Annotated in this window: 19 protein-coding genes; 16 read left to right on the plus strand and 3 right to left on the minus strand. The window is 67.8% G+C overall.

Annotation, left to right across the window (positions count from 1 at the left end; translation table 11 throughout):
* Positions 1-23 precede the first annotated feature (23 nt).
* The 12 genes from nusG (at position 24) to tuf (ending at position 17,611) form a co-directional block, all read left to right on the plus strand.
* The gene (gene nusG, locus D6270_RS20545; RefSeq protein ID WP_109164110.1) at positions 24-896 is read left to right on the plus strand and encodes a transcription termination/antitermination protein NusG; all 873 of its coding nucleotides are present in this window, start codon (positions 24-26) and stop codon (positions 894-896) included.
* Between the two features lie 176 nt (positions 897-1,072).
* On the plus strand, positions 1,073-1,507 hold the full coding sequence (rplK, locus tag D6270_RS20550) for a 50S ribosomal protein L11 (protein WP_010058817.1): 435 nt from the start codon (positions 1,073-1,075) through the stop codon (positions 1,505-1,507).
* An 80-nt stretch (positions 1,508-1,587) separates the two neighbouring features.
* Positions 1,588-2,310 (plus strand): 50S ribosomal protein L1, encoded by a 723-nt coding sequence (gene rplA / locus D6270_RS20555; protein WP_109164109.1) that lies wholly within the window; start codon positions 1,588-1,590, stop codon positions 2,308-2,310.
* Positions 2,311-2,448: 138 nt separating this feature from the next.
* Positions 2,449-3,348, plus strand: a complete 900-nt coding sequence (locus D6270_RS20560) for an SCO4651 family lipoprotein (RefSeq protein WP_109164108.1) — start codon at positions 2,449-2,451, stop codon at positions 3,346-3,348.
* 287 nt (positions 3,349-3,635) lie between these two features.
* Positions 3,636-4,193: a 50S ribosomal protein L10 gene (rplJ, locus tag D6270_RS20565; RefSeq protein ID WP_003966997.1), complete on the plus strand. Its 558-nt coding sequence runs from the start codon at positions 3,636-3,638 to the stop codon at positions 4,191-4,193.
* A gap of 84 nt (positions 4,194-4,277) precedes the next feature.
* Positions 4,278-4,661, plus strand: coding sequence for a 50S ribosomal protein L7/L12 (rplL, locus tag D6270_RS20570; protein WP_093693496.1), 384 nt, complete (start codon positions 4,278-4,280; stop codon positions 4,659-4,661).
* Positions 4,662-5,285: 624 nt separating this feature from the next.
* A complete protein-coding gene (rpoB, locus tag D6270_RS20580; protein WP_093693497.1) occupies positions 5,286-8,771 on the plus strand; it encodes a DNA-directed RNA polymerase subunit beta in 3,486 nt (1,161 codons plus the stop codon).
* A 130-nt stretch (positions 8,772-8,901) separates the two neighbouring features.
* Positions 8,902-12,801 (plus strand): DNA-directed RNA polymerase subunit beta', encoded by a 3,900-nt coding sequence (locus tag D6270_RS20585; RefSeq protein ID WP_151414706.1) that lies wholly within the window; start codon positions 8,902-8,904, stop codon positions 12,799-12,801.
* Positions 12,802-13,247: 446 nt separating this feature from the next.
* Positions 13,248-13,619, plus strand: coding sequence for a 30S ribosomal protein S12 (rpsL, locus tag D6270_RS20590; protein WP_003948652.1), 372 nt, complete (start codon positions 13,248-13,250; stop codon positions 13,617-13,619).
* 2 nt (positions 13,620-13,621) lie between these two features.
* Positions 13,622-14,092 (plus strand): 30S ribosomal protein S7, encoded by a 471-nt coding sequence (gene rpsG, locus D6270_RS20595; RefSeq protein ID WP_003966970.1) that lies wholly within the window; start codon positions 13,622-13,624, stop codon positions 14,090-14,092.
* A 38-nt stretch (positions 14,093-14,130) separates the two neighbouring features.
* Complete coding sequence (fusA, locus tag D6270_RS20600) at positions 14,131-16,260, plus strand: elongation factor G (protein ID WP_109164106.1); 2,130 nt, start codon at positions 14,131-14,133, stop codon at positions 16,258-16,260.
* Between the two features lie 157 nt (positions 16,261-16,417).
* Positions 16,418-17,611: an elongation factor Tu gene (tuf, locus tag D6270_RS20605; protein ID WP_015610719.1), complete on the plus strand. Its 1,194-nt coding sequence runs from the start codon at positions 16,418-16,420 to the stop codon at positions 17,609-17,611.
* A gap of 299 nt (positions 17,612-17,910) precedes the next feature.
* On the opposite strand, the gene D6270_RS20610 is transcribed toward tuf, so the two are convergent.
* From D6270_RS20610 to D6270_RS20620, 3 genes are all read right to left on the minus strand, one after another.
* Positions 17,911-18,636: a S1 family peptidase gene (locus D6270_RS20610; RefSeq protein WP_109164105.1), complete on the minus strand. Its 726-nt coding sequence runs from the start codon at positions 18,634-18,636 to the stop codon at positions 17,911-17,913.
* A 192-nt stretch (positions 18,637-18,828) separates the two neighbouring features.
* Positions 18,829-20,859, minus strand: a complete 2,031-nt coding sequence (locus D6270_RS20615; protein WP_109167344.1) for a PIG-L family deacetylase — start codon at positions 20,857-20,859, stop codon at positions 18,829-18,831.
* Between the two features lie 181 nt (positions 20,860-21,040).
* Positions 21,041-21,499: a GNAT family N-acetyltransferase gene (locus D6270_RS20620; protein ID WP_109164104.1), complete on the minus strand. Its 459-nt coding sequence runs from the start codon at positions 21,497-21,499 to the stop codon at positions 21,041-21,043.
* Between the two features lie 436 nt (positions 21,500-21,935).
* Between D6270_RS20620 and rpsJ the strand changes: the two genes are divergently transcribed.
* The 4 genes from rpsJ to rplW are packed head-to-tail and all read left to right on the plus strand — an operon-like array spanning position 21,936 to position 23,881.
* Entirely contained in the window at positions 21,936-22,244 is a 309-nt protein-coding gene (gene rpsJ / locus D6270_RS20625; RefSeq protein WP_003948644.1) for a 30S ribosomal protein S10, read from the plus strand.
* A 14-nt stretch (positions 22,245-22,258) separates the two neighbouring features.
* Positions 22,259-22,903 carry a 50S ribosomal protein L3 gene (gene rplC / locus D6270_RS20630; protein ID WP_003966960.1) on the plus strand — a complete coding sequence of 215 codons (645 nt, stop codon included), beginning with the start codon at positions 22,259-22,261 and terminating at the stop codon, positions 22,901-22,903.
* Positions 22,904-22,907: 4 nt separating this feature from the next.
* The gene (gene rplD / locus D6270_RS20635; RefSeq protein ID WP_003966959.1) at positions 22,908-23,558 is read left to right on the plus strand and encodes a 50S ribosomal protein L4; all 651 of its coding nucleotides are present in this window, start codon (positions 22,908-22,910) and stop codon (positions 23,556-23,558) included.
* Positions 23,558-23,881, plus strand: a complete 324-nt coding sequence (rplW, locus tag D6270_RS20640) for a 50S ribosomal protein L23 (protein ID WP_109164103.1) — start codon at positions 23,558-23,560, stop codon at positions 23,879-23,881. Before rplD ends, rplW begins: the two co-directional genes overlap by 1 nt.
* Positions 23,882-23,915: the final 34 nt, after the last annotated feature.

The following is a 23,915-nucleotide window of genomic DNA, read 5'->3' on the forward strand; positions in this document are numbered from 1 at the left end:
GTATCCAGGAAGAAGCAGCCATCGTGTCTGACCCGAACCTGAACGACGCCGTCGAGCCCGAGGCTGGCGCCTTCGAGTCCGCCAAGGACGAGCTCGGCATCGTTGAGGCTGCTGATTCCGAGAAGGCCGATCAGGCCGAGGCCACCGAGGCCGCTGTGGACGCCGTCGCCGACGAGACGATCGAGGCCGACGAAGACGCCGAGGTCGCCGAGGCGGCGGAAGCCGTCGATGCCGACGACGAGAGCGCCGACGAGGAAGAGGCCGAGCCGGCCGCACCCGTCGACCCCGTCACCGCCCTGCGCGAGGAGCTCCGCGGCCTCCCCGGCGAGTGGTACGTCATCCACACGTACGCCGGATACGAGAAGCGCGTGAAGGCCAACCTGGAGCAGCGCGCCGTCTCCCTCAACGTGGAGGAGTTCATCTATCAGGCCGAGGTGCCTGAAGAGGAAATCGTCCAGATCAAGAACGGCGAGCGCAAGAACGTCCGGCAGAACAAGCTCCCCGGCTATGTGCTGGTGCGCATGGACCTGACGAACGAGTCCTGGGGCGTCGTGCGGAACACGCCGGGCGTCACCGGCTTCGTGGGCAACGCCTACGACCCGTACCCGCTGACCCTGGACGAGATCGTCAAGATGCTCGCCCCGGAGGCCGAGGAGAAGGCCGCCCGCGAGGCCGCCGAGGCCGAGGGCAAGCCGGCTCCGTCCCGCAAGGTCGAGGTCCAGGTGCTGGACTTCGAGGTGGGCGACTCGGTCACCGTCACCGACGGCCCGTTCGCCACGCTCCAGGCCACGATCAACGAGATCAACGCCGACTCGAAGAAGGTCAAGGGCCTCGTCGAGATCTTCGGCCGCGAGACCCCGGTCGAGCTCAGCTTCGACCAGATCCAGAAGAACTAGCGCTTCCCGCCGGTTTCTGGACACATGCCTACCCAGCAGGTCAGAGGGGCTTCGCGGCCGCTCTGACCTGCTGGGTTTTTGGTCGCACAGCTATACCCGTTATCGTTGTGCGGTATGCCTCCATCCGGATGACCGGAATCGGCGGCGAAACACTCTCATAGGACCCGGAGAGAGCAATGCCTCCCAAGAAGAAGAAGGTCACGGGGCTTATCAAGCTCCAGATCAACGCCGGTGCGGCGAACCCGGCCCCGCCGGTCGGCCCCGCGCTCGGTCAGCACGGCGTCAACATCATGGAGTTCTGCAAGGCCTACAACGCCGCGACCGAGTCGCAGCGTGGCATGGTCGTGCCGGTGGAGATCACGGTCTACGAGGACCGCTCCTTCACCTTCATCACCAAGACTCCGCCGGCCGCCAAGCTGATCCTCAAGGCCGCGGGTGTGGACAAGGGCTCCGGCGAGCCGCACAAGACCAAGGTCGCCAAGCTGACGGCTGCCCAGGTCCGCGAGATCGCCACGACGAAGCTCCCCGACCTGAACGCCAATGACCTCGACGCCGCGTCGAAGATCATCGCCGGCACCGCCCGTTCCATGGGCATCACGGTCGAAGGCTGATTCAGCCCCGTAGCCCCCAGTGGTAGGACCAAGCGCTGGTCCGCACCACGACTCCACACTCTGAAACCACAGGAGTAGAAGTGAAGCGCAGCAAGAACCTCCGCGCTGCGGACGCCAAGATCGACCGGGAGCGCAACTACGCCCCGCTCGAGGCCGTCCGTGTCGCCAAGGACACCGCCTCCACGAAGTTCGACGGCACCGTCGAGGTCGCCTTCTGCCTGGGTGTCGACCCGCGCAAGGCCGACCAGATGGTCCGCGGCACCGTGAACCTCCCGCACGGCACCGGCAAGACCGCCCGGGTCCTGGTCTTCGCGACCGGTGACCGTGCTGCGGCAGCGGAAGCCGCCGGAGCCGACATCGTCGGCGCCGACGAGCTCATCGACGAGGTGGCGAAGGGCCGTCTGGACTTCGACGCCGTCGTCGCCACCCCGGACCTCATGGGCAAGGTCGGCCGCCTGGGCCGCGTGCTCGGTCCGCGTGGTCTGATGCCGAACCCGAAGACCGGCACCGTCACCCCCGACGTCGTGAAGGCTGTCAACGACATCAAGGGCGGCAAGATCGAGTTCCGCGTCGACAAGCACTCGAACCTGCACTTCATCATCGGCAAGGTCTCCTTCGACGAGACCAAGCTGGTGGAGAACTACGCAGCGGCGCTTGACGAGATCCTCCGTCTGAAGCCGTCCGCCGCCAAGGGCCGCTACATCAAGAAGGCCACGCTGGCCACCACGATGGGCCCCGGCATCCCGCTGGACGCCAACCGCACCCGCAACCTCCTCGTCGAGGAGGACCCGGCCGCCGTCTGAGCCACCGTGCTCACCCGGTAGCCGCGTCGTACGCGTGCACTGTGTGGACGGGCCCCGCAACCTTTCGAGGTGCGGGGCCCGTCCTCGTATCCGGAAGGGATAATCCACGGGGGACACGACGAGGGGCGGAGCGGCCGGATGAGCACGAGCACGTTACGACGACGCATGGGTACGGGGGCCGTCGCGGCGGCCCTGCTGTCGGTGGCGGCCTGCACCGGCGGAGGCGGCGACCCGGATACGGCGCGGAAGCCGGCCGGGGACACGGTGGAGACCTCCTCCGTCGCGGCGCTCCAGCAGATCCGGAAGAAGACGGGCACCGCACGGTCGGCCCGGATCGAGGGCACCACGGAGATGGGCGACGCCGTCTCCATGAAACAGACGGGGACCATCGGCTGGGCCGACGGCCTCTCCGGCTCCCTCACCCTCACGTACACCGGCGGCACCATGGCCAAGGCCCTTGAGCAGGGCGGCGGCGACGGTTCGGTCCGGGCGCGCTATTTCAAGGACGAGTTCTACGCCAACATGGGCAACGCCTTCGCGGCGACCGTCGGCGGCAAGCACTGGATCCGGTACGCCTACAAGGACCTCGCGGAGCTCGGCGGCCCCGCGGGCGACGTCCTGAAGGAGCAGGTGCAGAACAGCACCCCCGACCAGGGCGTGAGGGCTCTGCTGGCCTCGGGGGACCTCAGGAAGGCCGGTCAGGAGGACGTACGGGGCGTCCCGGCGACGCGCTACTCCGGCACCGTGGACGTGGCGGAGCTGACCGGGCGGAACAGCGCCCTGGACGCCGGGCAGCTCGCCGCCCTCAAGGAGCAGCTCTCCGCGGCCGGCGTCACCACCCAGACCGTCGACATCTGGGTCGGCGAGGACGACCTGCTCGTGAAGAAGACCGAGCGCGGGCAGAGCGCGGCCGGAGCCTTCAACTCGACGGTGTTCTACAGCGACTACGGCACGGACGTCTCCGTGCAGAAGCCTCCGGCCGCCGACACCGCCGACTTCAGGGAGATCCTGGAACAGCGGATGGCCGAGCCCTCCTGACCTCCGCCTAAACCTCCCGCACCGGGGTGGGCGCCGCCGGATTTGCCCGGCGCGCCCCTGGTCGCGTACTCTCCAGAAGAAGCCAAAGACCGCTGGTCGTCGCTGTGCTCTCGTCAGAGGGACGGTGACCGAAGGTTCCGCTAGATCGGACGACCTGCGCAGGTGACTGTGGATCTGCTCCCGGACTTGTGTCCGGTCGAGCCGCGCCCTGGCACTTGTGCTGGGGCGTTTCGTCTTTCCCGGCCCCTTCTGAGCGGTCCTCATCACCCGGAAGGAGGCCGACGCTCATGGCAAGGCCCGACAAGGCTGCCGCGGTAGCCGAGCTGACGGACCAGTTCCGCAGCTCGAACGCCGCCGTGCTGACCGAGTACCGGGGTCTCACCGTGGCACAGCTCAAGGAGCTGCGCCGTTCGCTCGGTGAGAACGCCCAGTACGCCGTGGTGAAGAACACGCTGACCAAGATTGCGGCCAACGAGGCCGGGATCGACACGCTGGACGACCTGTTCTCGGGTCCGACGGCGGTTGCCTTCGTCACCGGTGACCCGGTGGAGTCGGCGAAGGGTCTTCGTGACTTCGCCAAGGACAACCCCAACCTCATCATCAAGGGCGGTGTCCTTGACGGTAAGGCGCTGTCCGCCGATGAGATCAAGAAGCTTGCGGACCTCGAGTCCCGCGAGGTTCTGCTCTCCAAGCTGGCCGGTGCTTTCAAGGGCAAGCAGACGCAGGCGGCGCAGGTCTTCCAGGCCCTGCCCTCCAAGTTCGTCCGCACCGCGGAAGCTCTTCGCGCCAAGAAGGAAGAGCAGGGCGGTGCCGGTACGCCGGCTCCCGCCGAGGCCGCCGAGTAATTTCGCTCAGCGGTCCAGCGGGCTCCACGTACGCCCGCAGACACATACATCCGGCACCTGCCGAATAGTGGAAGGACGCCTGTCATGGCGAAGCTGTCCCAGGAAGAGCTGCTCGCGCAGTTCGAAGAGCTGACCCTCATCGAGCTCTCCGAGTTCGTGAAGGCCTTCGAGGAGAAGTTCGACGTCACCGCCGCCGCGGCCGTCGCCGTCGCCGGTCCCGCCCAGGGCGGCGCCCCGGCCGAGGCCGAGGCCGAGCAGGACGAGTTCGACGTCATCCTCACCGGTGCCGGCGACAAGAAGATCCAGGTCATCAAGGTCGTGCGTGAGCTGACCTCGCTGGGTCTCAAGGAGGCCAAGGACCTCGTCGACGGCGCCCCGAAGCCCGTCCTCGAGAAGGTCGCCAAGGACGCCGCCGAGAAGGCCGCCGAGTCCCTCAAGGGCGCCGGCGCCTCCGTCGAGGTCAAGTAACACCCCGGGGGTCCGCGGACTCCCCTCGGGCGCGTCAGGCGCCCGTACCGAAGGGCGATCACCCATCCGGGTGGTCGCCCTTCGGCGTACCCGTGGCGGCTGCCTTGATCTTCCGCCGTCGACGAGTAGGGTGATCTTCGCCGTGCGCCTCTCGCGGGGCGCCCAGGGGCCTCCTGAAGGCCTCCCGGAGGCGGCCGGAGAGAGCTCCTGGGGGCCCGTTCGGACCGGTGGGCCTTGACGAACGGCACGAGGCGCGCAATTCTCAGGACGCGTCATCACTTCGATCCGTATTCGAGGCATGGATCGAGAGTGAAGAGGGCAGTAAAGAAGAGCGCACCCCGCGCGAGGGCCTAACCACACAGGTAGTTGAGAACAGCTGTTGAGAGCAACGTGGGTCTCTGAGAACCCCGACTGGACATCAGTGTGCCGCTTGGCTACACTGACCCTTTGCGCTGCCTGTTAGCTGCCTCCTGCCCGTCACCAGGGGCATACCCACGCTTTGAGCAACGATGACTGATCCCCTCCGAGCCGGCCCTTCGGGTCGACCCGGGGACGGTGTGTCTCGGTGTCCAATGTGGGACCGGTACGCGCGTAGTGAGTCCGAGCCCTCGGAAGGACCCCCTCTTGGCCGCCTCGCGCAACGCCTCGACCGCGAATACGAACAACGGTGCCAGCACCGCCCCGCTGCGCATCTCTTTTGCAAAGATCAAGGAGCCCCTCGAGGTTCCGAACCTCCTCGCGCTGCAGACCGAGAGCTTTGACTGGCTCCTCGGCAACGCCGCCTGGAAGGCTCGCGTCGAGGCTGCTCTGGACAGTGGACAAGACGTCCCCACCAAGTCCGGCCTGGAGGAGATCTTCGAGGAGATCTCACCGATCGAGGACTTCTCCGGGTCGATGTCGCTTACGTTCCGCGACCACCGCTTCGAGCCCCCGAAGAACTCGATCGACGAGTGCAAGGAGCGCGACTTCACGTTCGCCGCGCCGCTCTTCGTCACGGCCGAGTTCACCAACAACGAGACCGGCGAGATCAAGTCCCAGACGGTCTTCATGGGCGACTTCCCGCTCATGACCAACAAGGGCACCTTCGTCATCAACGGCACCGAGCGTGTCGTCGTGTCGCAGCTGGTCCGCTCGCCGGGTGTCTACTTCGACTCCTCCATCGACAAGACGTCCGACAAGGACATCTTCTCCGCCAAGATCATCCCGTCCCGGGGTGCCTGGCTGGAGATGGAGATCGACAAGCGCGACATGGTCGGTGTCCGCATCGACCGCAAGCGCAAGCAGTCCGTCACCGTCCTCCTCAAGGCGCTCGGCTGGAGCACCGAGCAGATCCTGGAGGAGTTCGGCGAGTACGAGTCGATGCGCGCCACCCTGGAGAAGGACCACACCCAGGGCCAGGACGACGCGCTTCTCGACATCTACCGCAAGCTGCGCCCGGGCGAGCCGCCGACGCGCGAGGCCGCTCAGACGCTGCTCGAGAACCTCTACTTCAACCCGAAGCGCTACGACCTCGCGAAGGTCGGCCGCTACAAGGTGAACAAGAAGCTCGGCGCCGATGAGCCGCTGGACGCCGGGGTGCTCACCACCGACGACGTCATCGCGACCATCAAGTACCTGGTCAAGCTGCACGCCGGTGAGACCGAGACCACCGGTGAGTCCGGCCGGGAGATCGTCGTCGAGACCGACGACATCGACCACTTCGGCAACCGCCGTCTGCGCAACGTCGGCGAGCTCATCCAGAACCAGGTCCGTACGGGCCTGGCGCGTATGGAGCGCGTCGTGCGTGAGCGCATGACGACCCAGGACGTCGAGGCGATCACGCCGCAGACCCTGATCAACATCCGGCCGGTCGTCGCCTCCATCAAGGAGTTCTTCGGCACCAGCCAGCTGTCGCAGTTCATGGACCAGAACAACCCGCTGTCGGGCCTCACCCACAAGCGCCGCCTGTCGGCTCTTGGCCCGGGTGGTCTCTCCCGTGAGCGGGCCGGCTTCGAGGTCCGTGACGTGCACCCGTCCCACTACGGGCGCATGTGCCCGATCGAGACCCCTGAAGGCCCGAACATCGGCCTGATCGGTTCGCTCGCCTCGTACGGCCGCGTCAACGCGTTCGGCTTCATCGAGACGCCGTACCGCAAGGTCGTCGACGGCCAGGTCACCGACGACGTCGACTACATCACGGCCGACGAGGAGGACCGCTTCGTCATCGCCCAGGCGAACGCGATCCTCTCCGACGAGCTGCGCTTCACCGAGCCCCGCGTCCTGGTCCGCCGCCGTGGCGGAGAGGTCGACTACGTGCCTGGCACGGACGTCGACTACATGGACGTCTCGCCGCGCCAGATGGTGTCCGTCGCGACCGCGATGATCCCCTTCCTGGAGCACGACGACGCCAACCGTGCCCTCATGGGCGCGAACATGATGCGTCAGGCGGTGCCGCTGATCAAGTCGGAGGCCCCGCTGGTCGGCACCGGTATGGAGTACCGCTGCGCCACCGACGCCGGTGACGTGCTGAAGGCCGAGAAGGACGGTGTGGTCCAGGAGGTCTCCGCGGACTACATCACCGTCACGAACGACGACGGCACGTACACCACGTACCGCATCGCCAAGTTCATGCGCTCCAACCAGGGCACCTCGGTCAACCAGAAGGTCGTCGTCTCCGAGGGCGACCGGATCATCGCCGACCAGGTCCTCGCCGACGGCCCGGCCACCGAGAACGGTGAGATGGCCCTCGGCAAGAACCTCCTCGTGGCGTTCATGCCGTGGGAGGGTCACAACTACGAGGACGCGATCATCCTGTCGCAGCGCCTCGTGCAGGACGACGTCCTCTCCTCGATCCACATCGAGGAGCACGAGGTCGACGCCCGTGACACCAAGCTCGGCCCGGAGGAGATCACCCGGGACATCCCGAACGTCTCCGAAGAGGTCCTCGCCGACCTCGACGAGCGCGGCATCATCCGTATCGGTGCCGAGGTCGTCGCCGGCGACATCCTCGTCGGCAAGGTCACGCCCAAGGGTGAGACCGAGCTGACCCCCGAGGAGCGCCTGCTCCGCGCGATCTTCGGTGAGAAGGCGCGCGAGGTGCGCGACACCTCGCTGAAGGTGCCGCACGGTGAGATCGGCAAGGTCATCGGCGTCCGCGTCTTCGACCGCGAAGAGGGCGACGAGCTGCCGCCGGGCGTGAACCAGCTGGTCCGCGTCTACGTCGCGCAGAAGCGCAAGATCACCGATGGTGACAAGCTCGCCGGCCGTCACGGCAACAAGGGCGTCATCTCGAAGATCCTGCCGATCGAGGACATGCCGTTCCTGGAGGACGGCACCCCGGTCGACATCATCCTCAACCCGCTGGGTGTCCCGTCCCGAATGAACCCGGGACAGGTCCTGGAGATCCACCTCGGCTGGCTCGCCAGCCGCGGCTGGGACGTCTCCGGCCTCGGTGACGAGTGGGCCAAGCGCCTGCAGTCCATCGGCGCCGACCAGGTCGCCCCCGGCACCAACGTCGCCACGCCCGTCTTCGACGGTGCGCGCGAGGACGAGATCTCCGGTCTCTTCGAGGCCACGATCCCCAACCGCGACGGTGACCGCCTGGTGCAGCCCTCCGGCAAGGCCAAGCTGTTCGACGGCCGCTCCGGCGAGCCGTTCCCGGACCCGGTCTCGGTCGGGTTCATGTACATCCTCAAGCTCCACCACCTGGTCGACGACAAGCTGCACGCGCGTTCGACCGGTCCGTACTCCATGATCACCCAGCAGCCGCTGGGCGGTAAGGCTCAGTTCGGTGGACAGCGCTTCGGTGAGATGGAGGTGTGGGCGCTGGAGGCGTACGGCGCCGCGTACGCCCTCCAGGAGCTGCTGACGATCAAGTCCGACGACGTGACCGGCCGCGTGAAGGTCTACGAGGCCATCGTCAAGGGCGAGAACATCCCCGAGCCGGGCATCCCCGAGTCCTTCAAGGTGCTCATCAAGGAAATGCAGTCGCTCTGCCTCAACGTGGAGGTGCTCTCCTCGGACGGCATGTCCATCGAGATGCGCGACACGGACGAGGACGTCTTCCGCGCAGCGGAGGAGCTCGGTATCGACCTGTCCCGGCGAGAGCCGAGCAGCGTCGAAGAGGTCTGACGGGTTCGCCGGCCGGATCCCTGTGATCCGGCCGGCTCTCCCCGGACCCGTTCAGACCATTGCTGAAGTGCCCCGATTTCTCGCTTCCGAGCGAGGGGGCTCGAACCCCCGAAAGAGGGATTGACGACAAGTGCTCGACGTCAACTTCTTCGACGAGCTGCGGATCGGCCTTGCCACCGCGGACGACATCCGGACCTGGTCCCACGGCGAAGTGAAGAAGCCGGAGACCATCAACTACCGCACGCTCAAGCCCGAGAAGGACGGACTCTTCTGCGAGAAGATCTTCGGTCCGACCCGGGACTGGGAGTGCTACTGCGGCAAGTACAAGCGTGTCCGCTTCAAGGGCATCATCTGTGAGCGCTGCGGCGTCGAGGTCACTCGCGCCAAGGTGCGTCGTGAGCGGATGGGCCACATCGAGCTGGCCGCTCCCGTCACCCACATCTGGTACTTCAAGGGCGTCCCGTCGCGCCTCGGCTACCTGCTGGACCTCGCGCCGAAGGACCTGGAAAAGGTCATCTACTTCGCCGCGTACATGATCACGTTCGTGGACGAGGAGCGTCGTACCCGCGACCTGCCGTCCCTGGAGGCGCACGTCTCCGTAGAGCGTCAGCAGACCGAGAACCGCCGCGACTCCGACCTGGAGGCCCGCGCCAAGAAGCTCGAGACCGACCTGGCCGAGCTGGAGGCCGAGGGCGCCAAGGCCGACGTGCGCCGCAAGGTGCGCGAAGGTGCCGAGCGTGAGATGAAGCAGCTGCGCGACCGTGCGCAGCGCGAGATCGACCGTCTCGACGAGGTGTGGAGCCGCTTCAAGAACCTCAAGGTCCAGGACCTGGAGGGCGACGAGCTGCTCTACCGCGAGCTGCGTGACCGCTTCGGCACGTACTTCGACGGCTGCATGGGCGCCGCCGCGCTGCAGAAGCGCCTGGAGTCCTTCGACCTCGACGAGGAGGCCGAGCGCCTCCGCGAGATCATCCGTACCGGCAAGGGCCAGAAGAAGACCCGTGCGCTCAAGCGCCTCAAGGTCGTCTCCGCGTTCCTGCAGACCAGCAACAAGCCCAAGGGCATGGTGCTGGACTGCGTGCCGGTCATCCCGCCGGACCTGCGTCCGATGGTGCAGCTGGACGGTGGCCGCTTCGCGACCTCCGACCTGAACGACCTGTACCGCCGTGTGATCAACCGCAACAACCGCCTGAAGCGCCTTCTCGACCTCGGTGCGCCCGAGATCATCGTGAACAACGAGAAGCGCATGCTCCAGGAGGCCGTCGACGCGCTCTTCGACAACGGCCGTCGTGGTCGCCCGGTCACGGGCCCCGGCAACCGTCCGCTGAAGTCGCTCTCCGACATGCTCAAGGGCAAGCAGGGCCGCTTCCGTCAGAACCTGCTCGGCAAGCGTGTGGACTACTCCGCGCGTTCCGTGATCGTCGTCGGTCCGCAGCTCAAGCTGCACCAGTGCGGTCTGCCGAAGGCCATGGCGCTGGAGCTCTTCAAGCCGTTCGTGATGAAGCGCCTGGTGGACCTGAACCACGCGCAGAACATCAAGTCGGCCAAGCGCATGGTCGAGCGTGGCCGCACCGTCGTGTACGACGTCCTCGAAGAGGTCATCGCCGAGCACCCGGTGCTGCTGAACCGTGCGCCCACCCTGCACCGCCTCGGCATCCAGGCCTTCGAGCCGCAGCTGGTCGAGGGCAAGGCCATCCAGATCCACCCGCTCGTCTGCACCGCGTTCAACGCGGACTTCGACGGTGACCAGATGGCCGTGCACCTGCCGCTCTCCGCGGAGGCGCAGGCCGAGGCCCGCATCCTGATGCTGTCCTCGAACAACATCCTGAAGCCGGCCGACGGCCGTCCCGTCACCATGCCGACCCAGGACATGGTGCTGGGGCTGTTCTTCCTCACCACCGACGGTGAACTCCGCGACACCAAGGGCGAGGGCCGCGCGTTCGGTTCCACGGCCGAGGCGATCATGGCGTTCGACGCCGGCGAGCTGGCGCTCCAGTCGTCCGTCGACATCCGCTTCCCGGTCGGCACCATGCCGCCGCGTGGCTGGGTGCCGCCGGTCGCCGAGGAGAACGAGCCGGAGTACCAGCCGGGCGACACCTTCCGGCTGCGGACCAGCCTGGGCCGCGCGCTCTTCAACGAGCTGCTGCCCGAGGACTACCCGTTCGTCGACTACTCGGTGGGCAAGAAGCAGCTCTCCGAGATCGTCAACGACCTGGCCGAGCGCTACCCCAAGGTCATCGTGGCGGCGACGCTCGACAACCTGAAGGCGGCGGGCTTCCACTGGGCCACCCGTTCCGGCGTGACCGTCTCCGTGGCGGACATCGTCGTCCCCGAGGCCAAGAAGGCCATCGTCAAGGGGTACGAGGAGCAGGACGAGAAGGTCCAGAAGCAGTACGAGCGCGGTCTGATCACCAAGGACGAGCGCACGCAGGAGCTCATCGCGATCTGGACCAAGGCGACCAACGAGGTCGCCGAGGCGATGAACGCGAACTTCCCCAAGACCAACCCCATCTTCATGATGGTTGACTCGGGTGCCCGAGGAAACATGATGCAGATGCGGCAGATCGCCGGTATGCGTGGTCTGGTGTCGAACGCGAAGAACGAGACCATCCCGCGTCCGATCAAGGCGTCCTTCCGTGAGGGCCTCACCGTTCTGGAGTACTTCATCTCCACGCACGGTGCCCGTAAGGGTCTGGCGGACACCGCCCTGCGTACCGCCGACTCGGGTTACCTGACCCGTCGTCTGGTGGACGTCTCGCAGGACGTGATCATCCGCGAGGAGGACTGCGGCACCGACCGCGGCCTGAAGCTGAAGATCGCCGTCAAGGGCGCCGACGGCGTGCTCCGCAAGACGGAGGACGTCGAGACCTCGGTCTACGCCCGCATGCTCGCCGAGGACGTCGTGGTGGACGGCAAGGTCATCGCGCCTGCCAACGTCGACCTCGGTGACGTCCTGATCGACGCCCTGGTGGGCGCCGGCGTCGAGGAGGTCAAGACCCGCTCGGTCCTGACCTGTGAGTCCGCGGTCGGCACCTGTGCCTTCTGCTACGGACGCTCGCTCGCCACCGGCAAGCTGGTCGACATCGGTGAGGCGGTCGGCATCATCGCCGCCCAGTCCATCGGTGAGCCCGGCACCCAGCTGACGATGCGTACCTTCCACACCGGTGGTGTGGCCGGTGACGACATCACCCAGGGTCTGCCCCGAGTCGTCGAGCTCTTCGAGGCCCGTACGCCGAAGGATGTCGCCCCGATCTCCGAGGCCAAGGGCCGCGTGCGGATCGAGGAGACCGAGAAGACCAAGAAGCTCGTCGTCACCCCGGACGACGGCAGCGACGAGACGGCGTTCCCGATCTCGAAGCGTGCCCGTCTGCTCGTGGGCGAGGGCGACCCGGTCGAGGTGGGCCAGAAGCTCACCGTCGGTGCGACCAACCCGCACGACGTGCTGCGCATCCTCGGCCAGCGTGCGGTCCAGGTCCACCTGGTCGGCGAAGTCCAGAAGGTCTACAACTCGCAGGGCGTGTCGATCCACGACAAGCACATCGAGATCATCATCCGGCAGATGCTCCGCCGGGTGACGATCATCGAGTCCGGCGACGCGGAGCTGCTTCCGGGCGAGCTGGTGGAGCGGTCGAAGTTCGAGACCGAGAACCGTCGTGTGGTCACCGAGGGCGGTCACCCCGCCTCCGGCCGTCCGCAGCTGATGGGTATCACCAAGGCCTCGCTGGCCACCGAGTCGTGGCTGTCGGCGGCGTCCTTCCAGGAGACGACCAGGGTCCTGACCGACGCGGCGATCAACGCCAAGTCGGACTCCCTGATCGGCCTCAAGGAGAACGTCATCATCGGTAAGCTCATCCCGGCCGGTACGGGCCTGTCCCGCTACCGCAACATCCGGGTGGAGCCCACCGAGGAGGCCAAGGCCGCGATGTACTCGGCCGTCGGCTACGACGACATCGACTACTCGCCGTTCGGCACCGGCTCCGGCCAGGCCGTCCCGCTGGAGGACTACGACTACGGTCCGTACAACCAGTAAGCGAGTCGCTTGAATGCCTGAGGGCGGCCGTCCCGTACGCAGCGGGGTGGCCGCCCTTCGGCGTGATGTCGCCCTTGCGGGGGTCTGCGCGCCCGGTACGCGAACGTACGAGGGAGAGCGGGCCCCGGGGCACGGGCCCGCTGGTGCAGGGCCGGACAGGGGCGGTCACGGCCTCCGGCCGGAAGCGTGCGAGGCCCGGCGTGTCGGGGTGGACAGCATTTGTTTTGACCCAGGTCCGTGAGGTAGGTACGCTCAAGCCTTGTGCCTGGGGTGTGCCTGGGCTCCGGTGCGTGTCCTCAACCGCATCGCGAGCCCGTCGGTAGCCACCGCAATCTGCGCCCTTCTGCCCTTGGGGCGGGAGTCTGCAGTATTCGACACACCCGACCGCGTGGGTCGGTGATGTTCCAGGTTAGTTTCACGAACGGCACACAGAAACCGGAGAAGTAGTGCCTACGATCCAGCAGCTGGTCCGGAAGGGCCGGCAGGACAAGGTCGAGAAGAACAAGACGCCCGCGCTCGAGGGTTCGCCCCAGCGTCGCGGTGTCTGCACGCGTGTGTTCACGACCACCCCGAAGAAGCCGAACTCGGCGCTCCGTAAGGTCGCGCGTGTGCGTCTGACCTCCGGCATCGAGGTCACGGCCTACATCCCGGGTGAGGGACACAACCTGCAGGAGCACTCCATCGTGCTCGTGCGTGGTGGCCGTGTGAAGGACCTGCCGGGTGTTCGTTACAAGATCATCCGCGGCTCCCTTGACACCCAGGGTGTCAAGAACCGCAAGCAGGCCCGCAGCCGCTACGGCGCCAAGAAGGAGAAGTAAGAATGCCTCGTAAGGGCCCCGCCCCGAAGCGCCCGGTCATCATCGACCCGGTCTACAGCTCTCCTCTTGTCACCTCGCTGATCAACAAGATCCTCCTCGACGGCAAGCGTTCCACCGCCGAGCGGATCGTGTACGGCGCCATGGAAGGCCTCCGCGAGAAGACCGGCAACGACCCGGTCATCACGCTGAAGCGCGCGCTTGAGAACGTCAAGCCCTCGCTCGAGGTCAAGTCCCGCCGTGTCGGTGGCGCCACCTACCAGGTGCCGATCGAGGTCAAGCCCGGTCGCGCCTCCACCCTCGCTCTGCGCTGGCTCGTCGGTTACTCCCGCGCCCGCCGCGAGAAGACCATGACCGAGCGCCTCATGAACGAACTGCTCGACGCCTCCAACGGCCTCGGCGCTTCGGTCAAGAAGCGCGAGGACACCCACAAGATGGCCGAGTCCAACAAGGCCTTCGCGCACTACCGCTGGTAGTCGCTTACCCCATCGAGACCGAGAGAAGATTGAGCCTTATGGCCACCACTTCGCTTGACCTGGCCAAGGTCCGCAACATCGGGATCATGGCCCACATCGACGCGGGCAAGACGACCACCACTGAGCGGATCCTCTTCTACACCGGTGTGAGCTACAAGATCGGTGAAGTCCACGACGGCGCTGCCACGATGGACTGGATGGAGCAGGAGCAGGAGCGCGGCATCACGATCACGTCTGCCGCGACGACCTGTCACTGGCCGCTCAACGATGTTGACCACACCATCAACATCATCGACACCCCGGGTCACGTCGACTTCACCGTCGAGGTGGAGCGTTCGCTCCGCGTCCTCGACGGCGCTGTCACCGTGTTCGACGGTGTGGCCGGCGTCGAGCCGCAGTCCGAGACCGTCTGGCGTCAGGCGGACCGCTACGGCGTTCCGCGTATCTGCTTCGTCAACAAGCTGGACCGCACCGGTGCGGACTTCTTCCGCTGCGTCGACATGATCGTGGAGCGCCTCGGCGCGACCCCGATCGTCATGCAGCTCCCCATCGGCGCCGAAGCGGACTTCACGGGCGTTGTCGACCTCGTGTCGATGAAGGCCTTCGTGTACCCCGAAGAGGCCGCCAAGGGCGAGATGTACAACGTCATCGACATCCCGGAGAACCTCCAGGAGCAGGCCGCCGAGTGGCGCGGCAAGCTCCTCGAGGCCGTCGCCGAGAACGACGACGCCATGATGGAGCTGTACCTGGAGGGCGACGAGCCCACCCAGGAGCAGCTGCACGAGGCGATCCGCCGCATCACCCTGGCCTCCAAGGGCAGCGCCGACTCCGTCACCGTCACCCCGGTGTTCTGTGGCACCGCGTTCAAGAACAAGGGCGTCCAGCCCCTGCTCGACGCGGTCGTGCGCTACCTGCCCTCCCCCCTGGACGTCGAGGCCATCGAGGGCCACGACGTCAAGGACCCGGAGAAGGTCATCGCCCGTAAGCCCTCGGACGACGAGCCGTTCTCCGGCCTGGCGTTCAAGATCGCGAGCGACCCGCACCTGGGCAAGCTCACCTTCGTCCGGATCTACTCCGGTCGCCTGGAGGCCGGCACCGCGGTGCTGAACTCCGTCAAGGGCAAGAAGGAGCGCATCGGCAAGATCTACCGCATGCACGCGAACAAGCGTGAGGAGATCGCGTCGGTGGGCGCCGGCGACATCATCGCCGTCATGGGCCTGAAGCAGACCACCACCGGTGAGACGCTGTGCGACGACAAGAACCCGGTCATCCTGGAGTCCATGGACTTCCCGGCGCCGGTCATCCAGGTCGCCATCGAGCCCAAGTCCAAGGGTGACCAGGAGAAGCTGGGTGTCGCCATCCAGCGCCTCTCCGAGGAGGACCCCTCCTTCCAGGTGCACTCCGACGAGGAGACCGGCCAGACCATCATCGGTGGTATGGGCGAGCTTCACCTCGAGGTGCTCGTCGACCGCATGAAGCGCGAGTTCCGCGTCGAGGCGAACGTCGGCAAGCCGCAGGTCGCGTACCGCGAGACGATCCGCAAGGCCGTCGAGCGCATCGACTTCACGCACAAGAAGCAGACCGGTGGTACCGGTCAGTTCGCGAAGGTCCAGATCGCCCTTGAGCCCATCGAGGGTGGCGACGCGTCCTACGAGTTCGTCAACAAGGTCACCGGTGGCCGCATCCCCCGTGAGTACATTCCCTCGGTGGACGCGGGTGCCCAGGAAGCCATGCAGTTCGGCATCCTGGCCGGTTACGAGATGGTCGGCGTCCGCGTCACCCTTCTCGACGGTGGTTACCACGAGGTCGACTCCTCGGAGCTCGCCTTCAAGATCGCCGGTTCGCAGGCGTTCAAGGAGGGTGCCCGCAAGGCCTCTCCCGTGCTCCTTGAGCCGATGATGGCCGTCGAGGTCACCACGCCCGAGGACTACATGGGCGATGTCATCGGCGACCTCAACTCCCGCCGTGGCCAGATCCAGGCCATGGAGGAGCGCAGCGGCGCTCGCGTCGTGAAGGGCCTCGTGCCCCTCTCGGAGATGTTCGGCTACGTCGGAGACCTCCGCAGCAAGACCTCGGGTCGCGCAAGCTACTCGATGCAGTTCGACTCCTACGCCGAGGTTCCGCGGAACGTCGCCGAGGAGATCATCGCGAAGGCCAAGGGCGAGTAACTCTCCCGAGCTCACGCTTTAGGCTTGTCACCGGAGCCGGGCGGGCATGCGGCACAGCGCGCAAGCACTGTGCCGCATGCCCCCGGCGCCGGCACCCCAGCAAAGATCACCTGGCGCCGATGAAGCAAGGCGTACAGAACCACTCAGGAGGACCCCAGTGGCGAAGGCAAAGTTCGAGCGGACTAAGCCGCACGTCAACATCGGCACCATCGGTCACATCGACCACGGTAAGACGACCCTCACGGCCGCCATTACCAAGGTGCTGCACGACGCGTACCCGGACCTGAACGAGGCCTCGGCCTTCGACCAGATCGACAAGGCTCCCGAAGAGCGCCAGCGCGGTATCACCATCTCCATCGCGCACGTCGAGTACCAGACGGAGTCGCGTCACTACGCGCACGTCGACTGCCCGGGTCACGCCGACTACATCAAGAACATGATCACGGGTGCGGCGCAGATGGACGGCGCCATCCTCGTCGTCGCCGCCACCGACGGCCCGATGCCGCAGACCAAGGAGCACGTGCTCCTGGCCCGCCAGGTCGGCGTTCCGTACATCGTCGTCGCCCTGAACAAGGCCGACATGGTGGACGACGAGGAGATCATGGAGCTCGTCGAGCTCGAGGTCCGTGAGCTCCTCTCCGAGTACGAGTTCCCGGGCGACGACCTCCCGGTCGTGCGCGTCTCGGCGCTCAAGGCTCTCGAGGGCGACAAGGAGTGGGGCCAGTCGGTCCTGAACCTGATGGCCGCCGTGGACGAGTCCATCCCGCAGCCCGAGCGTGACGTCGAGAAGCCGTTCCTCATGCCGATCGAGGACGTCTTCACGATCACCGGTCGCGGTACGGTCGTCACCGGCCGCATCGAGCGTGGTGTCCTCAAGGTCAACGAGACCGTCGACATCGTCGGTATCAAGACCGAGAAGACCACCACCACGGTCACCGGCATCGAGATGTTCCGCAAGCTCCTCGACGAGGGCCAGGCCGGTGAGAACGTCGGTCTCCTCCTCCGTGGCATCAAGCGCGAGGACGTCGAGCGCGGCCAGGTCATCATCAAGCCGGGTTCGGTCACGCCGCACACCGAGTTCCAGGCGCAGTCCTACATCCTGTCGAAGGACGAGGGTGGCCGTCACACCCCGTTCTTCAACAACTACCGCCCGCAGTTCTACTTCCGTACCACGGACGTGACGGGCGTTGTGACCCTCCCCGAGGGCACCGAGATGGTCATGCCGGGTGACAACACCCTCATGGACGTCGCGCTGATCCAGCCGGTCGCCATGGAAGAGGGCCTGAAGTTCGCCATCCGTGAGGGTGGCCGGACCGTGGGCGCCGGCCAGGTCACCAAGATCATCAAGTAGTTTCTGCTTGGTCCTTGGACCTGGTGGCTCACTGAGCTGCAAGAAGGGCCCCGCCCCTCGCAAGAGGAGCGGGGCCCTTCGCCATGTCCGAAAGCCTCAGGGGTACGGAGGTGGCCTTCGCGCTACGGGCGGGGCGCCAGGACACCGGTGGACGGCACGGCGGCCGTCAGGGCGAAGGCCCCGGCCCCTCTCATGGATGTAGGGCCCCGGTACCTCAGGGCGGAGAGGTAAGGGGGCCCTACGTTTCAGAGGGACGGCGGGTCGGTCAGGTGCCCGCCGTCCCAGGGGGTGGCGGTCGGTCAGACGCCCGCGACGGACTGGATCCAGGAGCGGTACGCGGTGACGTTCGTGTACGCCGTCGTGGTCTGCCGGTCGCTGGTGGAGGCCACGCCGACCTGGATGCCGTTGGCCGTCATCGGGCCGCCGGAGTCACCGCCGGCGGTGATGCCGTTGCCGCGGCGGGCGCAGATCGCCGAGCCGCCGTACGCGTCACCGCAGCCGCCGGTCACGGTCACGTTGGCGACCTTCAGGTAGCGGGACTGGCAGTTGGCCTCCGAGCCGCACTGCGAGGTGGCGCCCCAGCCCCAGACCTGGACGCTCTGGCCGACGCTCACCGAACCGGGGTTGCCCAGGCGGGAGTAGGTCGTCTGCACGGAGCGGTCCAGGCGGACCAGCGCCAGGTCCGAGCTGTGGGTGTAGGTCTGGGTGCCGTTGGCGACCACGCCGCCGCTGTGCTGGTCGAGGCTGCCGATGCGGAACGACAGGCCGCCGCCGGTGACGCAGTGCTTGGCGGTGAGGATCCAGGTCGGCGCGATGATCGTCGCCGAACAGGTCTCTCTGCCCTGGGAGAAGAGCCGCGCGGCCCAGGGGGCGTTGGACGCCTGGCCGCCGCCGATGATCTGCGTGGTCGGGGGCGGGGCGTCCTGGAGCGGGGGCTGCGGGGCGGCGGTGGCGGCGGGGCTGAGAAGAGCGAGGACGGTGGCCGCGGCGGCGAGGGCAGCGGGAACTAGCCTTGCTATTCGCATGGTTCCTCATTTCGGGGAGCACGCTGAGGGGCGTGTTTGTGGGGGTTGACGGCCCCAGAGTGCCGAAGAACCCATCCGCGGGGTACTAACGCTTTCCCATAACGCCGCGTTATGGGGTGGCGAACCTTAGGTAGCGCCACGGAGGCGTCGAACACCCCTGGGTGGTGCCACCGGATGCCGGCTCCGATGCCCCTACGCGGCGCCCACGGGACGCCAGATCCACGGCGCCGCGTCCGGCCCGAACCCCACGACGGTGGGCGCCCCGTCCGCCCCGAGGTGGAGCGCGGCCCCGTCCAGGGCGACGGTCCCCCGTGAGCGTACGGCGGTGGAGCCGGCGGTACGGAGGTGGAGCGCGCCCTCGGCGGTGCGGCCGAGCAGGACCGGGCCCCGGGGAGCGGGTGCGGCGGCCACCGGGCCGTAGCCGTCGAAGTGCGGGGCGGGGGAGCCCGAGCCGGTCACGGTGGTGAGCGCGGCGCGGGCGGCGGCCCGGTAGTAGAGGTCCACCGATCCGTCCGGCGCGGGCACGGCGGCCGGTGCGTGGGAGGGGACCGGTCCATCGGCGAGCTGGGGACGGGCGGTGACCTCACCACCCGGGGCGTCCTGCGTCCAGTGGTGCACGGCGTGGTGCCCGGCGGCGTACACATGCACCCGCCCCGCCGCGTCCGCGACCGCCGTCAGCCCGTCCTGCACCTCACCGCCGCCCAGGTCACGCCAGCCGCCCCAGCGCCCGGTGCCCGCGTCGCGCACCCGGGTGCTCAGCCCCTTCTCCGCGTTCCGTACGAAGAGGTGGACGCGGCCGTCCGGCGCGGTCACGGCGACCGGCACGCCGATGCGGCGCCCGTGGTCGCGGCCGGTGGCGGGGTTGCCGAGCCCCCGCCAGGCGCGGAACGGGCCGCCCGGCGAGCGCTGCTCCAGCACCACGATCTCGCGCTCGTTCTCCGAGCCGTGCCCGCCGAGCGCAGCGAACCGCAGCCCGAACAGCATGTGCCGCCCGTCCGCCGTCACCGCCGAGCCCAGCACCGGCGCGAGCGGGCCGCCGCCGAGGTCGTCGGGCGCGTCCCAGACCCCGCTGCCGGGTGCGTTCTCGCGCCACCGCACGGCGCGCAGCCCCAGCACCCCGTACGCGGTGAGCCGGCCGTCCGACCCGGAGGCGAGGGCCGGGCGGGGGCCCGGATAGCGGTGGTGGGTGGAGCGGACCCAGCCCTTGGGGTTGGTCAGGGGCCGGTCGCCGCCCACGTTGTAGTCGCCGCAGCCGGACGGGTTGCCGCACTCCCAGCCGGGGGAGCCGCCGTACGGGACGAGGTGGGCGGCCTTCCGCTCCAGCACCTTCGGCGGCAGGTTCTTGGGCCAGTGCCGGTTGTAGTAGCCCCGGAAGGAGGAGACCGTGAACCCGGGCACGGGCTCCCCGGCCGCCGTCGCCCGCGCCACCCAGCGGATCAGCGCCGCCCAGGCGAAGCAGCCGGTCGCGGTGTGGTCGGCGTGGTCGGAGTACCCGCGCTGCTCGCTGTCCCGGCGCCGCTGCGCCTCGGAGCTGAACTGGAGGTCCGGGTCGGGGTCCAGGGTGTGCACGAGGGTGGGCCGGTACCGCTCCAGCAGCCCGGTGAGGACATCGACGAGACCGTCGTACGTATACGAACCGGCCCTGCCCAGCGGGGAGTTGTCGGCCACGACGGTACGCAGCACCAGCCGCCGGTCCTGCCAGAGGCTCGGGAGCCCGAGACGCCCCCGGCCGGTGTGCATCGCGGTGTTGAGGAAGACCAACTCGACCCGGCGCGCCCCATGGACCAGGACGTTCAGCTCGGCCCGGTGGCCGCCGTGCAGGGGGAGCACCGACTTCTCCCAGGGCGTGAAGCGGTCGAGGCCGAGGAGCTCGGCGTACGCCTGGCGCAGGCCCTGGTGGCGGGAGGAGGAGTACGCGGCCCGGTCCGGGGCCGGGCGGGGTGCGCCCGGGATCCTGTTGACGCCGTCCGCCTCGCCCGCGGTCAGATAGACGCAGACCAGCGGGGTCCCGGCGTCCAGGCACTGCCGGGTGTCCGGGTTCATGAAGTACAGGTCGTCGTCCGGGTGGGCCAGCAGCTGCATGATCCGCGCGCGCCGGGTGGACGCTATGGCCAGCCCCGGCGCCGGGTCCGGCACCGGCCCCCGGCGCCTCGGTGCCGGTACGGCACATCCGGCGAGCGCGGCGGTCGCGGTGGCCGTGAGGAGGAGCGTGCGCCGGGGCAGCCGTATCCGGGACAGGACAGATCGATCCACCACGCCACGCACTCCGTCCGCTCCCGCTTCCCCCGCAGCGGGCGAACGGTCGCCCTGTCCTGCGTACTCCCGGCTCTTCGCTCAGGTCAGCGGCTGGTCAAGCCGTACCCGCGAGGGGATAGACGGGGAGCGCGGCGCGGAGGTTGCCCGGTCAGGGGGTGGGCTCGCGCACCAGGAACACGTCGACCCGGTCCTCCCGCTCCAGCGCGAACCCGTGCCGCTCGTACAGCCGCCGCGCGGCGCTCCCCCGGAGCACGTTCAGCCGTACGGGCATCCGCTCGGCGTCTGCACGGTCCAGGAGTCCGCGCAGCACGGCCGAACCGACGCCGCGGCCCTGGAGTCCGGGGGAGAGAAGGAAGTTCTCCAGCCACCAGCAGTCCCCGGCCGGCCGCAGCGTGACGCACCCCGCGAAGCCGTCGGGGGTCTCCAGGACCGAGGTGTGCGCGGGCAGGTACGCGTCCCGCAGCCGCTGCCGTACCCGGTGTTCGTCGTACCGCCCCAGCCGCTCCAGGTCGGGGCGCATGACGACCGCCCGCAGCTCGGCGACGGCCTCGACGTCCTCGGGGAGGGCGGGGCGCAGGGTCCAGTGCGGCAGGGTGTTGGTCGGCATGGCCGGATTCTGTCAGGGGCCCGGTACCGCCGGATGCGCGCCTGCGTTTGAGCACTCGCTCGCGCGGGGTAGGATTCCCGACTCGATTGGCCAGGCCCGCGCCCCGTATGGCACACTGACCAGGTTGCTCGGTTGAGTGTCAATGCTGCGCGCCTCCCGCCGGGAGGACCGGAAGCGAGTCCCACAGTACTCGTCGGCCCTGTACGGGCCGGACGTACGGGAATCTTCCGGGAAGCAACGCAGGGCGCCGGCCAGGCACCCGGTGGGTGTTCCGCCCCCGGTTCCGCGGTCTCAGGGCCCGCACCCCCTTGGTTGGGATCTCTTTCGGGAGATTTTCGTAGAGGGGATGCGACACGCCCGACCGCGTGGGTCGGAGGAGGAGTCCAGAGAACCCCTGGGTTCCAGAGCGTTACGAGAGACAGGACTACTAGTAGCCATGGCGGGACAGAAGATCCGCATCCGGCTCAAGGCCTACGACCACGAGGTCATCGACTCCTCGGCGAAGAAGATCGTCGAGACGGTGACCCGCACTGGTGCGTCGGTCGCGGGCCCGGTGCCGCTGCCCACTGAGAAGAACGTGTACTGCGTCATCAAGTCGCCGCACAAGTACAAGGACTCTCGCGAGCACTTCGAGATGCGCACGCACAAGCGCCTCATCGACATCCTCGACCCCACGCCGAAGACGGTTGACTCGCTGATGCGCCTCGACCTCCCGGCGGGCGTCGACATCGAGATCAAGCTCTGAGGGGACGGGCCGAGATGAGCAAGAACATCAAGGGCGTCCTGGGCGAGAAGCTCGGCATGACCCAGGTCTGGGACGAGAACAACCGGGTCGTCCCGGTGACCGTCGTCAAGGCCGGGCCGTGCGTCGTGACGCAGGTTCGCACCAACGACAGCGACGGCTACGAAGCGGTCCAGATCGCCTTCGGCGAGATCGACCCGCGCAAGGTGAACAAGCCCCTCAAGGGTCACTTCGCCAAGGCCGACGTCACCCCGCGCCGCCACCTGGTGGAGCTCCGCACCCCTGACGCCAGCGAGTACACGCTGGGCCAGGAGGTCACTGCCGAGGTGTTCGAGTCCGGCGTCAAGGTCGACGTCACGGGCAAGAGCAAGGGCAAGGGCTTCGCCGGTGTCATGAAGCGTCACAACTTCAAGGGCCTCGGCGCCGGGCACGGCACCCAGCGCAAGCACCGTTCCCCCGGTTCCATCGGTGGCTGCGCCACCCCTGGGCGTGTCTTCAAGGGCATGCGCATGGCGGGCCGCATGGGTAACGAGCGCGTCACCACCCAGAACCTGACCATCCACGCGGTTGACGCGGAGAAGGGTCTGCTCCTCATCAAGGGCGCGGTCCCCGGTCCGAACGGCGGCCTCGTCCTGGTCCGTACCGCGGCCAAGGGGGCTTGAGGTAATGAGCACCATTGACATCCTTTCGCCGGCAGGCGACAAGGCCGGTACCGTCGACCTCCCCGCGGAGATCTTCGACGCGAAGACCAGCGTTCCGCTGATCCACCAGGTCGTTGTCGCCCAGCTGGCGGCTGCCCGTCAGGGCACGCACAAGACCAAGCGCCGCGGCGAAGTCCGCGGTGGTGGCAAGAAGCCTTACCGCCAGAAGGGCACCGGCCGCGCCCGTCAGGGTTCGACCCGCGCCCCGCAGTTCGCCGGTGGTGGCGTCGTCCACGGCCCGCAGCCGCGTGACTACTCGCAGCGGACCCCGAAGAAGATGAAGGCCGCCGCCCTGCGCGGTGCCCTCTCGGACCGGGCCCGTCACTCCCGTATCCACGTCGTCACCGGCGTGGTCGAGGGTGCCGCCTCCACGAAGGCCGCCAAGACGCTGCTCGGCAAGATCTCGGAGCGCCAGAACCTGCTCCTGGTCGTCGACCGCGCCGACGAGGCCGCGTGGCTGTCCGCGCGCAACCTGCCCCAGGTGCACATCCTGGAGCCGGGCCAGCTCAACACGTACGACGTGATCGTCTCTGACGACGTGGTCTTCACCCAGGCCGCTTTCGAGTCCTTCGTGTCTGGCCCCCAGACCGCTGAGACCGAAGGGAGCGACGCCTGATGAGCGAGGCGACCGTTACCAGCAAGACGTACTCGGACCCGCGTGACGTTCTCGTCAGGCCCGTGGTCTCCGAGAAGAGCTACGCGCTGCTCGACGAGAACAAGTACACCTTCATCGTCGCGCCGGGCTCCAACAAGACCCAGATCAAGCAGGCCGTGGAAGCGGTCTTCTCGGTCAAGGTCACCGGGGTCAACACGATCAACCGGCAGGGTAAGCGCAAGCGCACCAAGACCGGCTTCGGCAAGCGCTCCGACACGAAGCGCGCCATCGTGACCCTCGCCGAGGGCGACCGTATCGACATCTTCGGCGGCCCGACCTCCTAACGGAGGCCGAGTCGTCCGGAATCGGACGAGGACT

The sequence above is a fragment of the Streptomyces griseus subsp. griseus genome, assembly GCF_003610995.1.
GTDB lineage: Bacteria > Actinomycetota > Actinomycetes > Streptomycetales > Streptomycetaceae > Streptomyces.